The 13,640-nt window shown below is 35.6% G+C and carries 12 protein-coding genes; 6 read left to right on the top strand and 6 right to left on the bottom strand.

Going from position 1 to position 13,640, the window contains the following annotated elements; all coding sequences use genetic code 11:
- Positions 1–13: 13 nt before the first annotated feature.
- Complete coding sequence (locus B5X53_RS06850; protein ID WP_079712490.1) at positions 14–2,764, bottom strand: carboxypeptidase-like regulatory domain-containing protein; 2,751 nt, start codon at positions 2,762–2,764, stop codon at positions 14–16.
- Between the two features lie 2 nt (positions 2,765–2,766).
- Positions 2,767–3,495 carry a hypothetical protein gene (locus tag B5X53_RS06845; RefSeq protein ID WP_079712489.1) on the bottom strand — a complete coding sequence of 243 codons (729 nt, stop codon included), beginning with the start codon at positions 3,493–3,495 and terminating at the stop codon, positions 2,767–2,769.
- A 204-nt stretch (positions 3,496–3,699) separates the two neighbouring features.
- Here B5X53_RS06845 and deoC point away from each other — a divergent pair, with 204 nt between their 5' ends.
- From deoC to mgrA, 6 genes are read left to right on the top strand one after another with little or no spacing between them, the layout of a single operon-like run.
- Positions 3,700–4,350, top strand: a complete 651-nt coding sequence (deoC, locus tag B5X53_RS06840; RefSeq protein ID WP_079712488.1) for a deoxyribose-phosphate aldolase — start codon at positions 3,700–3,702, stop codon at positions 4,348–4,350.
- 1 nt (position 4,351) lies between these two features.
- On the top strand, positions 4,352–5,050 hold the full coding sequence (gene deoD / locus B5X53_RS06835) for a purine-nucleoside phosphorylase (RefSeq protein WP_079712487.1): 699 nt from the start codon (positions 4,352–4,354) through the stop codon (positions 5,048–5,050).
- A gap of 48 nt (positions 5,051–5,098) precedes the next feature.
- On the top strand, positions 5,099–5,980 hold the full coding sequence (locus B5X53_RS06830; RefSeq protein ID WP_079712486.1) for a serine hydrolase: 882 nt from the start codon (positions 5,099–5,101) through the stop codon (positions 5,978–5,980).
- 21 nt (positions 5,981–6,001) lie between these two features.
- On the top strand, positions 6,002–6,766 hold the full coding sequence (locus B5X53_RS06825) for a 3-keto-disaccharide hydrolase (RefSeq protein WP_079712485.1): 765 nt from the start codon (positions 6,002–6,004) through the stop codon (positions 6,764–6,766).
- 19 nt (positions 6,767–6,785) lie between these two features.
- On the top strand, positions 6,786–8,126 hold the full coding sequence (locus B5X53_RS06820) for a Gfo/Idh/MocA family protein (protein ID WP_079712484.1): 1,341 nt from the start codon (positions 6,786–6,788) through the stop codon (positions 8,124–8,126).
- A 17-nt stretch (positions 8,127–8,143) separates the two neighbouring features.
- Entirely contained in the window at positions 8,144–9,142 is a 999-nt protein-coding gene (gene mgrA, locus B5X53_RS06815) for an L-glyceraldehyde 3-phosphate reductase (protein WP_079712593.1), read from the top strand.
- A gap of 153 nt (positions 9,143–9,295) precedes the next feature.
- Here the strand turns inward: mgrA and B5X53_RS06810 are convergent, their stop codons facing one another.
- The 4 genes from B5X53_RS06810 to B5X53_RS06795 all read right to left on the bottom strand — a co-directional run bounded on the left by B5X53_RS06810 (position 9,296) and on the right by B5X53_RS06795 (position 13,361).
- Complete coding sequence (locus B5X53_RS06810) at positions 9,296–10,267, bottom strand: type I phosphomannose isomerase catalytic subunit (protein WP_079712483.1); 972 nt, start codon at positions 10,265–10,267, stop codon at positions 9,296–9,298.
- A 143-nt stretch (positions 10,268–10,410) separates the two neighbouring features.
- Entirely contained in the window at positions 10,411–12,039 is a 1,629-nt protein-coding gene (locus B5X53_RS06805; protein ID WP_079712482.1) for an ArnT family glycosyltransferase, read from the bottom strand.
- Positions 12,023–12,652 (bottom strand): lipid-A-disaccharide synthase N-terminal domain-containing protein, encoded by a 630-nt coding sequence (locus tag B5X53_RS06800; protein ID WP_079712481.1) that lies wholly within the window; start codon positions 12,650–12,652, stop codon positions 12,023–12,025. Before B5X53_RS06800 ends, B5X53_RS06805 begins: the two co-directional genes overlap by 17 nt.
- Complete coding sequence (locus B5X53_RS06795) at positions 12,645–13,361, bottom strand: glycosyltransferase family 2 protein (protein WP_079712480.1); 717 nt, start codon at positions 13,359–13,361, stop codon at positions 12,645–12,647. The genes B5X53_RS06800 and B5X53_RS06795 overlap by 8 nt, the downstream gene beginning before the upstream one ends.
- Positions 13,362–13,640 lie beyond the last annotated feature (279 nt).

Here is a 13,640-nt window from a genome sequence, read left to right as displayed (position 1 = left end):
TCTTAGTAATTATCTAGAATCTAAAGTTATAGGTGATAGTTGGAATTGGAATCGAAAAAATAGAGCTTTGGTAAGCTTTTACTTCTCCACTATCGGTTACAAAAAATACTGAATAGGGGTTATTTCTGCCCAAAACATTATAGACTGAAATATTCCAAAAGCTATGTGCGAATTTTTCAATTTTATGATTTCCTTCCACATTAAAACTTAAATCCAGACGATAATAATCGGGAATTCTAAATTGGTTCCTGTCGCTATACATTACGTATTCAGAATTATTAAAATTATATTTCCCAATAGGATAAGTAACCGGTCTACCGGTTTGATAAACAAAGTTGGCAGAAAAACTAAAGCGCTGGGTAAGTTTATAATTTAGAACCGCACTAAAATCGTGTGGTTTATCAAAATTGGTAGGAAAAAACTCCCCGTTATTCACCGTTTCTTCTTGAAAATCCCCCTCTAATTTTATGAAAGATCTGGAGTAAGTATAACCTAAATAACCATTAAGCCTCCCCTTATTTTTCTTCAAAAGGAGTTCTGCACCGTAAGCCTCCCCTTCGCCCTGTAAAACTTCAGTTTCAATATTTTCATTTAAAAATAAATCGGCGCCTACTTTATAATCCAAAAGGTTATCTGAAGTTTTGTAATAGCCTTCTAAGCTAAGTTCATAAATATTCTCATCAAAATTCTTAAACAATCCCAATGCAAACTGATTAGCTCTTTGCGGTTTTATATAATTATCTGAAAGTTTGTAAGTATCAGTAGGAGCTGCAGTTGTGTTATTAGATAAAGTGTGGATGTATTGATAAGTATTATTATAGCTCAACTTAGTTGAAAAGGTAGGAGTTAAGAAATACCTACCCGAGACTCTAACCTCAGGCCCGCCATAAGTTTCAATTACTTCACCACTATCATAGGTTTCTACGCCTGTTACTGTATTTTCATTCCTAGGTAAACCTGATTCATAAGTGTTTATTCCAGCCGGTCCAAAGGCTGTATAGAACGAATATCTTAACCCGCCACTTATTAAAAGCCTTTCGGTTACCTCAAAACTATCTTCAATAAATATGGCTGTTTCTATAGCTCTTTCCTTTGGAATGCTAAGTTCTTCTATGAGCGATTCTGCACTGCCAGGATTTATTTCCCCCGGGGAAACATTATAATACTTTCCGCTTATACCATAATTAAAAGTATGTGCATTACTATGAAAATATTTCATTTTCAGTTTTACTTCCGATTCATTAATGGTGTACCCTGATTCAAAATCATTCCCAAAATCACTCTCAAAATCTAAATTGAAGTCATAATTGCTATTAGTCACCACCAATTCTCCCTGGTGCTTCTCATTAAAAAATTTATTATAAGAAAGGGAAAACATTCTGTTAGTATAACTAAAAAGTGAATCTGAAGTAATGCTAAAAACATCATCGCTGTAGTAACCACTTACATTTAACTCGTCATTATTATCAAACTTATGATTGTATTTTGCCACTACATCATAAAATGAAGCCTGGCTGTCCTTTAAAGATTCCTCTTCAAGAAGGTTCAATATCCAATCCGAATAAGTACCGCGTCCCCCAATTATTAAACTCGATTTACCTTTCACTATAGGAATTTCAAGGCTTAAATTTCCTGTAACCGGCCCAATAGAAACTTCGCCGGCAAATTCTTCTTTATTTCCGGTTTTGGTATTTAAATCGAAAACTGAAGATAATCTCCCGCCGTATTCAGCAGGAATACTTCCTTTATAAATACTTACATCTCCGGTAGTAAAAGGGTTTAATCCAGAAAAAATACCGAAGAAATGGGTAGGATTATATATAACCCCTTCGTCAAGTAAAATTAAATTTTGGTCCGTTTTCCCTCCTCTCACATTATATCCGCTTGCTGCTTCTCCTGCTGTTGTAATACCTGGTAAAGTAGTTGCTACTTTTAAAATATCCCGCTCTCCTAACACGAGTGGAATGTTTTTAATCTCGGCAACGTTTATTTTTTCTACACCTGTGAGTGCGGTTCTTACATTATCTCTGGCATTTGCTTCTACCAAAACTTCACTCAACTCTTCAAAACTCTCTTTTAACTGTAAATTTAAAACTCCGTCATTATAAACCACAAGGCGCTTTTTAACCTTGCTTACGCCTAATGCTTGTGTTTCTAAAATATTTATTCCTTTAGGAAGTCTTATTTCATAATTTCCATTAATATCTGTAACGGTTCCTTTATCTTGATTCGGAATCAAAATATTTAAGCCTGAAATTGGATCTCCTTTTTCTGAAACCACTCTCCCCGAAAGTCGATAAGTACTTCTGGTAGATTGTCTATTTTCTTTTCCTATTAAAACAGTTTCAACTACTTCTGCCTGTTCTTCATTATCATTATAAAAAACGGGATCAGCACTTTGATTTTCTTCTACTACTTCTCTTTCTTCCTGAATTTCTAAAAAGCCTTGTGGAAGTCTGTCATAAATTAAACTACCACGGGTAAGAATAATACGTTCTCCTTTTATAAAATAATTAATGTTGGTTTCTTCCAGTATATCTTCCAATACTGTGGTAAGTTTTACTTCTGAGTATTCACCGGAGTATTTATTGAGGCCAAACCAATCTTCCTCATAGAAAAATTTAAAATCTGTTTTTGCTTCGATTTCCTTTATTATTTCAGGAAGTTCTTTATTGTCAAAACTTAAAGAAATTACCGGATCAGCTGTTTGAGCGTAAGTAAGTGAAATATAGAAAAGCAATATAAAGAGTAGAATTTTTCTCATTCTTAAATGTCAGTTGGAACAGTTGAAATTTGGTTATTCATTTCAGCGGCAAGTTTACTCATAAACACATCAGGATTATCGCGGGATTGCTTTCTATTAGCATTATAAAAACTCCTTATTTCACTCTTTAAATTGGGAAATAAAGAAAATAGATCCCTTCGATTATCTAAATCAAAATACTCATTTTTAAACTGAAAAATATAATCTGGGTCTGCAGTACTAAATTCACTGTAAGCAACACTCCTATCCCTAATTTCCATTCTGTTCTTAAGATGTTTTTTAAAAATCTTAAACTGCCCTTCTTCATTTATCACTTCGTAGAACCCTATAATATCTGAATCATTATCAGCCTTTAAATACCTGAATTTCTTCCCATTTATTTCAAATAGATCAACCTTATCACTAAAAAGCTGAAAAATAGAATTTCTTTCACCATATTGAAGGTTTATGAGTAGTAAATCATCGTAAACATTATATTTTAAAGGCAGATCGTAATAAGGCTGCCCATCATAAACTACAGATCCAATCTGAAAGTTCTGAATTTGAAAAAACTTATGTTTTTCATTTATCATTCTATCGGTCTCAACATACTCAATACCCCGAAACAACCCAGAATTTTCAATTCCAACTTGCTTATCATACCAGGAGTATATCTTTTCTTCGGAGTAATTCTGAGAAAATGTCGCGGAAGAAATTAAGATAAAAAAAAGAAAAAAGTAATTTCTAAACATTCAGTAAATGATTGATGAATAATACCTAATAATTCCGGAAAACTACAAAATAAATTAGTTTTTTATCAATCTTTTCTTAATAATATTAAAAAATGAACCATTAATTTTTAAAATTAAAAGAGCTGTCTAAAATCAAAAACCTGAGAATTATCATAAATTAGATCTGCCAGAAAGTTTTAGCTTTGTAATTCTTAAAAATATGTAATGCAGCTCAACCAATATATAGACCATACATTATTAAAATCAACGGCCACACCGGCCAATATAGAAAAATTGTGTAAAGAGGCACTGGAGCACCGGTTTTACGCAGTTTGCCTCTCCTCTTCTTATATCAAACTAGCGAAATCGGTTTTAGAAAATTCCAACGTAAAAATAGCGGCGGTAATAGGTTTTCCTTTAGGAGCAATGACCACTGCAGCTAAAGTTTTTGAAGCTAAAGATGCTATTGCGCTTGGTGCCGATGAAATTGATATGGTGATAAATATTGGTATGCTGAAAGCCGAAAAAATTGATCATATCGAAAATGAAATCGCAGAAATTAAAAAGGCGATTGGTTCTAAAGTACTCAAAGTAATTATTGAAACCTGCTTTTTAACTAATGCCGAAAAGAAAACTGTCTGTCGTGCCGCTTTAAATGCTAAAGCCGATTTCGTGAAAACGTCTACCGGATTTGGAACCGGCGGAGCTACTTTTGATGACGTAAAATTGATGAAAGAAATAGCAGGTGATAAAATGCAAATAAAAGCTTCAGGCGGTATTAAAGACCGGGAAACCGCGATTAAATATATAGAACTAGGTGCTTCGCGGCTAGGAACTTCCTCGGGAATAAAGTTGGTAACTTCAGAAGAAAACTAGAATGAGCGTACATATACAATCCAAAAAAGATCAAATAGCAGAAAACGTTTTATTACCGGGAGATCCCTTAAGAGCAAAATGGATTGCCGAAAACTTCCTGGAAAATGCCTTTTGTTATAATGAAGTCCGTGGAATGTTGGGTTATACCGGCACCTTTCAAGGTAAAAAAGTTTCGGTACAGGCTACGGGAATGGGAATTCCTTCTGCATTGATTTATTGCACCGAATTAATTACTGAATACGGCGCTAAAAAGCTTATCCGTGTAGGTTCTGCAGGTTCTTATCAGGAAGACTTAAATGTAAATGAAGTTGTTTTGGCAATGGCCGCTTCTTCAAATTCAGGTTTTAATAAGGCAAAATTTCAGCACGCTGACTACGCTCCTACTGTCGATTTTGATTTATTTATGAAAGCCGTAAAATTTGCTGAATCCAATAACATAAAATTCAGAGCCGGGAACGTACTTTCTTCTGATGTCTTTTATGAAGAAAACGATCAGAATTATAAAAAATGGGCAGATTATGGAGTGCTTTGCGTAGAAATGGAAACCGCCGGCCTTTACAGCGTAGCAGCCAAACATAAGGTGCAGGCTCTTTCGGTATTAACGATTTCAGATTCTTTGGTTACCGGCGAACATTTACCTTCAAAAGACCGGGAGCAAAGTTTTAACCGAATGGTGGAAATCGCTTTGGGCAGTATTTAAGTCGGTTTAGGGAAATTTCATTAAATTCGGAAAGTAATTTCGAAACCAATGAAGTTTTTCACGGCCATTTTTTTCATTTTAGCCTGTATTATCTGCAACGCACAAACGTCCACTGAAAAACTTCAGCACCAAATTGATTCTATTTTTAAAAGAACTCAAGGCGATTTTGCTATTGCTTTTAAAGATCTTTCCACAGAAAATCACAGCATTTTTATAAATCATCACGAAGATTTTCACGCGGCCAGCACTATGAAAACCCCGGTCATGATCGAAGTTTTTAAACAAGCTTCCGAAGAAAAATTTTCTCTTCAAGATTCCCTTTTAATTAAAAATGAATTCAAAAGTATTGTAGACGGAAGTTCTTATTCTATGGAGCTTGGTCGGGACAGCGGGGAACATCTTTATGTACAAATTGGCCAGAAAAGAAGTATTGAGGACCTCGTAACTGATATGATTATTTACAGCAGCAACTTGGCTACAAATATCGTAATTGAACTGGTTGACGCGAAAAATGTAAATAAAACAATGCGTAATCTCGGTGCGCTGAATATCAACGTACTTCGCGGTGTAGAAGATATGAAAGCCTATGAAGCCGGGTTGAGTAACTCCACTACTGCTTACGATTTGATGTTGATTTTTGAAGCTCTTGCAAACGGAAATGTAGTAAATCCTGAAGCCGATAAAAAAATGCTCGAAATTTTGCGCCAACAAAAACACAACGATCTTATTCCGCATTTGCTTCCAGAAGATTTAAATATTGCTAATAAAACTGGTTGGATTACCGGCGTACATCACGATTCAGCGCTGATTGAATTACCTGACGGAACAAAATATATACTGGTTCTTCTTTCTAAAAACATGAAAGATATGGATGCCGGTACAAAAATGCTTACCGAAGTTTCAAAAATGATCTATGATCACGTTAAATAATTTTCAACTAAAAATTTAAAAATGAAAATATCTTTAAAATCAAGTTTAATTGCCGGTTCTTTTATAATTGCTTCAATTCCTTCTTTTGCCCAGGAACAAAATATCGATTTACCACCTGAAGCCACCGAGTTTTACGAACCGGTTCCGCCAAAAATTGAAGCCGGGGAATCTATTACTACCCCTCCTTCTGATGCAAAAATATTGTTTGATGGTTCAGATCTATCAGCTTTTGTAAATGAAAAAGATGGCACCGAACCCACCTGGAATATAGAAGGAGATGTGCTAACCGTAAACCCGGGAACCGGTGGGATAAAAACCAAAGAGAATTTTGGAGATATGCAATTGCATTTAGAATGGCGTTCGCCTTCAGAAGTTAAAGGCGAAGGACAAGGCCGTGGAAACAGTGGTGTGATTATCATGGAAAAATATGAAGTTCAAATCCTGGATTCCTATGAAAATGAAACCTATACTAATGGGCAAGCCGCCAGTATTTATAAGCAATCTCCACCTTTAGTAAATGCCACAAAAGCTCCCGGCGAATGGAATACCTACGATATAATTTTTGCCGCTCCAAGATTTAATGAAGATGACATTTTATTGAGTCCGGCGAAACTTACTGTGCTTCATAACGGCGTGTTGGTTCAAAATAATTATGAACTTAGAGGCCCAACCGAATATATTGGCATACCTAATTACACCGCACACGACGAAAAACTTCCCATTCATATTCAGGATCACGGGAATCCTGTGAGTTTTAGAAATATCTGGGTAAGAGAATTAAATTAATGCATTCTAAATTTAAAAAATGAAGAATTCAAGAAGAAAATTTTTGCAGCAAACTACCCTCGCCACTGCCGGTTTAAGTTTGTCGGGATCTCTGTTGGCTAATCCGCTATCAGGATTCTCAGGTTTTGGTGCCAATGATCAAATTAATTTTGGAGTAATTGGCTGTAAAGGAATGGGTTGGTCTAATATGCAAGCACATCTTAAATTACCCAATGTGACGTGTATTGCCCTTGCAGATATAGATCAACGGGTTTTAGATGAGCGAACAAAAAATGTAAAAGATATAACCGGTAAAGCTCCAAAACAGTACAAAGATTACCGCAAAATGTTAGAGAACAAAGATATTGATGCGGTAATTATTGGCACACCAGACCATTGGCATTGTTTGAATTTGGTGCACGCTCTGGAAGCGGGGAAACACGTGTATGTTGAAAAACCGCTTGCCAATAGTATTGAAGAATGCAATACCATGCTCAAGGCGGCAAAAAAGTATAATAAAATTGTACAGGTTGGCCAATGGCAACGCAGCGGGACGCATTATGACGATGCTATAAAGTATGTGAAATCCGGAAAACTAGGGAATATTCGGTTGGTAAAATGTTGGGCTTATATAGGCTGGAAAGACAGGCTTCCGCATAAACCTAACAGTACACCTCCACCGGGTGTAAATTATAAAATGTGGCTTGGCCCTGCTCCTGAAAGACCTTTTAACGAGAACAGGTTTCATTTTACTTTTCGATGGTTTTGGGATTATGCCGGCGGACTTATGACCGATTGGGGTGTACACGAAATTGATATCGCGCTCTATGCAATGAACGCAAAAGCACCGAAATCGGTGTTGGCTTCTGGTGGAAAACTTGCTTATCCTAAGGATGCTGCTGAAACTCCCGATACCCTTCAAACAGTATATGAGTTTGATGATTTTAATTTGCTATGGGAACACGCGGTTGGAATTGACGGCGGAAATTATGGAAGAAACGAAGGAATTGCTTTTATAGGAAATAACGGCACGCTCGTGGTTAATCGGGGTGGTTGGGAGATAATTCCTGAAGGAGATAATATTGAAGGAGAATTTATTCCGAAAGTTGAAGAAATAACCTTGCAAAAACCTGAAGGGAATGCTCTGGAAAAGCATGCTGCTAATTTTGTTGAAGCCATTAATACCAATGATTCTTCAAAATTAAATTGTGGAATAGAAACAGGAAGCATTGCGGCAATTAATGCGCATATGGGAAATATCGCATACAAAACAGGAAAAAAATTGTATTGGGATTCAGAGAAAGAAAAATTTGATGATGATGAGGCTAATAAACTGCTAAAAGCTAATTACCATAATGGTTGGGAACTTCCGAAAATTTAGAATTAAAATTAATTTCAATGAATAAATATATAGCTAACGAGAATAGATACGAAAAGATGCAATACCGCCGCTGCGGCAAAAGCGGAATCAAGCTTCCTTTGCTTTCGCTGGGTTTATGGCATAATTTCGGAGATAAGGATGATTTTGAAAATGCCAGGGACATTTTAAGAACAGCCTTTGATAACGGTATCACTCATTTTGATCTCGCCAACAATTACGGTCCGCCTTATGGTTCTGCTGAAAAGAATTTCGGGGAAATTTTCGCACAGGATTTTAAGCCATATCGTGATGAATTGCTTATTTCAACCAAAGCCGGTTGGGATATGTGGCCGGGACCTTATGGTAATTTTGGATCCAGGAAATACCTTATTGCCAGTTTAGATCAGTCTTTACAAAGAATGGGACTGGATTATGTGGATATTTTCTATCACCACCGCCCAGATCCTGAAACGCCTTTAGAGGAAACTATGGCCGCTTTAGACCAGATTGTAAGACAGGGAAAAGCGCTTTACGTGGGTATCTCGCAATATTCCGCCAAAGATACTACTAGAGCATCCGAAATTCTTAGAGCGCAGAAAACGCCTTTCTTAATTCACCAACCTAGATATAATATGATGGATCGCTGGGTTGAAGATGGTTTATTAAATACGCTGGAGCACGAAGGTATTGGTAGCATTGTTTTCTCTCCCCTGGAACAGGGAATTTTAACCGATAAATATTTAAACGGAATTCCAAAAGACAGCCGTGCGGCTACCCAGGGAAGTTATTTAGATGAATCGCAAATCACGGCCGATGTGGTAGAAAAAGTGCAACAACTTAACGAAATCGCACAATCCAGGAATCAGAGCTTGGCGCAAATGGCCGTGGCCTGGTTGCTAAAAGATGAACGAGTAACATCAGTTCTGGTTGGTGTGAGTAAGGTTTCTCAATTAGAAGATAATATTAAAACCCTTGAAAACCTTGACTTCAGTAAAAATGAATTAGAGAAAATAGAAGGGATTTTAAAAAATAAGTAGTAAGATTTTTTCTTTAAAAGAGGCTGTCTCAGAAGGTTTTAAATCGTTATCCTGAACTTGTTTCCAGGATATAATTTGTTAGATTTTCAATCGCGTTAGAAGCTGAAACAACTTCAGCTTGACGAAAATTCACGCTTCAGACAGCCTCTTTTGTTAAGTAATATAAACCTCTAAAAGTTCACAGTTTTCAGCTGAAAGTTTAACTTCTTTATTCTGAGCCGGGATAAGTAAAGTTTCACCCTGGGCGATTTTTTCAGAATTTCCATTTACTGAAACTTCGCCATTTCCGCTGACGCACATATAGATCACAAACGAATCTAAATTGCTGTAATCTTTTTTAATTTCTCCCTCTACCGGTAAATAATTAGTAGTGAAATACTGGCAACTGGCAACTTCAGAAGAAGTGTTTTTTGTCTTTTCGTAATTCAGCTTAAAATCGTCTTTCTTCTCAAAATCTATCGCATCAATGGCTAATGCGGTATGCAGTTCCCGGGAGTTTCCTTCATCGTCGGTTCGATCCCAGTCGTAAATTCTATAAGTAACATCTGAGGTTTGCTGAATTTCAGCCAAAAGCACCCCTGCTCCTATCGCGTGTACTTTTCCGGTATTTATAAAGAAACTATCACCTTTTTTTACTTCTTCAAAATTGAGTAATTCTACAATTTTTCCTTCTTCTAAACGAGAAATATAATCTTCTTTAGATACACTTTCCTTAAACCCAATATTGATTTTTGCACCTTCATCAGCCTGCATGATATACCACATTTCGGTTTTTCCGAAGGAATTATGGCGCTGCTGTGCAAGCTCGTCATTAGGATGTAATTGAACAGAAAGTTCTGTATTTGCGTCTATAAATTTTATAAGCAAAGGAAAATCAGCATCAAATTCTTTATAAATTTTCTTACCTAAAATTTCTTCTTTGTATTCTTCTAAAAGGTCTTTTAGGGAGAAACCCTTAAGCTCACCGTTGGAAACTACAGAAATAGCTCCTTCTACACCAGAGATTTCCCAGCTTTCGCCCAGGTCGTCCCGGTTGGTCTCTTTATTTAGAATTGTTTTCAGTTTTTCTCCACCCCATATTTTTTCTTTCAAAATGGGGAAAAATTTTATTGGATAGTCGAGCATTATTTGGTTAGTTTTAAAAGCGCTTCAATATAATCAAATATTAGCATGTTAAAAAATTGGTAGCATCTCATTTCAACAAGATTTGAAAAGTTTTAGACTTATCTAAAAATACATCCATTTTTATATTTTAAACCTTCTGAAAATTACCGGTTTCCTGTTCTTTCCAAGAGGAATAAATCCCTGTATAATCTTTGTTTGTGTTTACTGCTAACAGGATTCATATCTACACTATCAATTTTTTTTGTGCTGTAATTTTTAAAAATGTTCTGTAAGCTATCGCGATTATAGTCTCCATCAGATAAAATCAAAAATTTATCTTCTGAAGGAATTTCAATCTTACCCCTTTTATTTAAAACCGGAATTGGTTTCCCGTATTCCCAAATCATCTCTGGAGCAAAATCTTTAATTTCATAAACTGGAGCATCATATTCATTTAGATGCCTGTCAATATTGGCGATGCTGTTATAATCCTGGTTTACATTAATTTTATTGGCCATTGGTAAACCAAACCAAACTATACTTACCAGGAAAAAAATACTTAAATAGAAAAGCGGTTTTGCTTTTTTCAGTATTAAAAATCGGAACATTAAAATCCCGATGATAAATAAGAAAATTGAACTCAAAATATACCAAACAAGAATATCCTGCAGGAAAGATTCAAAATAGAAATATGCGGCTACTGGAAATATACAACCTACAACGGCGAAAATTCCAAAATGAAAATAAATAACCGCAGATTCCTTGGTTTTTAAGCTTTTGAAATGATTAAAAAGGAATTCCATATAAAAAGCCGTATTCATTGCCATAGGAATAAGAACCGGCAATAGGTAGCGGGATTTTTTCTCCGGAATTACAGATAATAAGAAAACCGAAGCCAGCGTCCAGAAAAGTGTGAATTTATAGGCTTTTTTATTGCTAACCTTATCTTTTAAATATGGATAAAGCAGCGCCACAAAAGATGGAATAGTCCATAAACCGCTTTGAATAAAGAAACTCCAGTAATAATAAAATGGCCTTACGTTATAATTTAACCATCTCCCCGTCTCCTGACTGGTAATTTCGGCAACCGCAGGCGTATCAAATAAATAAACATAGAGATTCCACCATGCCCCGGAAATTAAAGCAACTAGCGTTAAAAGAACTAAAGCCTTCCAGCGTTCTTTGGTGCCATCAAACTTGTAAATTACTCCGTAGGCAATTAAAAACGGAAGAAATAAGGCATAAAGCGAAACCGGCCCTTTGCTTAAAATAGAACAACCAATGAACAATCCGCTAATTACAGCATATGAATACCAGTTTTTAGCTGAATTATAGAGTTTGTACAGCCAAAAGATGGCCAGCATCATAAAACTATGCGTGTAAATATCCCATTGCCCGTCCCTACTGGAAAAAACGATATAAAATGAAGTAGTAGCTATTAATCCTGCCACAAAAGATAATTCTATATTCTTAGTGATTTTAAGCAGAAATTTGTAGATAAAAACTACTAAAATTAAACCCATAATCGCTGAAGGAAGTCGCAAACCAAAAAGTCCTTCCATCCCAAATATTGACATTGAAATTGCGGTTAACCAGGTTGGTAGTGGCGGCTTTTCATAACGAGGTTCGGCATTCATCGTAGTGAAAATCCAATTGTTATCATTCAGCATTTCCCTGGCGGTAATAAAATTACGCGCCTCCATAATGTTGATGTAAATCGCATCAAGATTTATAAAAAATACGGCAATTCCTGCAAGAACGAGTAGCAGAAGATATTTATTCTCTAATTTCATTATGATGAATTATAATATTTCTAATGTACATTATTGCGCCAAATAAATGCCCAATAAGTAATACCGGGTCTTTTCTGAAAATTGCATAAATCAAGATTAAAGAAGAACCTACAAGACTTAACCACCAAAATCCCAGCGGTAATGAAGATTTCTTCTGTTTTTCTGAATATATCCACTGGTATAAAAATCTTAAGGTAAAAACTACCTGGGCAAAAATTCCTAATAAAAGTAACCAAAGCGGGATTGCTTCATTCAGAAATAATTTTTGAAGATTATATTCATTATTAAAAAAGCTGTAAATGACCACTACCGCAGGAAAAATCAATATTAAAAACCGCACTAGAAAAGGAAGTCTTTTCCATTGGCCCTGCCAGTGTAAATTACGAATGTAAATAAAATAGGTAAGACTTTGCCCCAGCATAATGGCAAAATCGTCCCTGGCATACCCGTAAATAAACAGTAAAAAAGAAGCCAATAAACTCAGCTCCCAAAAAAGAATTGGCGTAAGGACTTTCTTCTGTTTTTCAGATAGAATCCATTGCATAATCATCCTGGAAGAAAACAGGATTTGGGCGGTAAATCCTATCACATAAATGAGCAGCGAATTATTCATGTTTCGCTTTTATGCTGTAATCTATATACGATTTTTTAATCCAAACGTAAGCAAAACAGTCTATCAAAGGCCCGAGAAACCTATTTTTGAAATTGTATTTTGATTTGCCTTCAATTCTTGGATAATGATTTATTACCACTTCTTTGATCTCCTTTTGCTGCAATAATATCATTGCCGGTAAAAAACGCTGTAAACCTTTAAACATTGGTATTTTCTTTGCGTATTCGGTATGCATTATCTTTAGCGGGCAACCGGTATCGTGAATATTATCGTGCGTAAAAAATATTCTTACCGCATTCCCGGTTTTGGAAGAAATACGTTTTACCAGTGTATCTTTTCTATTCTTACGCCAACCGGTAACCAAACCAAAATCATTAATAAATGGCAGAAGCAATTCAAAGTCTTCGGGATGGGTTTGTAAATCGGCATCAAGATAACCGAGTAAAGGCGTTTTGGTGTAATCGAAAGCAGCCTTTAATGCTGCGCCTTTTCCATAATTTTTGTCAAATAACAAACAATTGAAATCCTCGTGATCTATACAAAATTTTTCTATAGCCGAAGCGCTACCGTCACCAGAGCCATCGTCTACCAGTAAAACACAGGATTTAAGAGAGGCCGATTTAAGGTAAGCCTGTAAATATTCAAAAAGCCTGGGTAAACTTTCTATTTCGTTATAAACCGGAACAATAATGGTGAACTGAAACTCCATACACAATTAACAAGCTTTATTACAGAGTGATGCTAATAGACTAAACTTAAAACCCTGGCTTACAGGTGTTGAATTTTGGAGTAAAACGTATTTCAATTTTATCAAGGGAATCTTTTAAAAAAATTTACGAGGCAAAATTAAGGATATAATTGGGAAAAACTTTCAATTTAAAAATTAAGTTAAAAAGAGATTAAATTTTGACAATTTCGCAGCCGAATAAAAAAATAAATTTTTAAATAAAAAAAGCTTGTTTTATTTGGAAAGAGACTTATATTTGCA

This window comes from Salegentibacter salinarum (assembly GCF_900168115.1).
Lineage (GTDB): Bacteria > Bacteroidota > Bacteroidia > Flavobacteriales > Flavobacteriaceae > Salegentibacter > Salegentibacter salinarum.
This window is presented reverse-complemented; position numbering and strand designations above follow the sequence as displayed.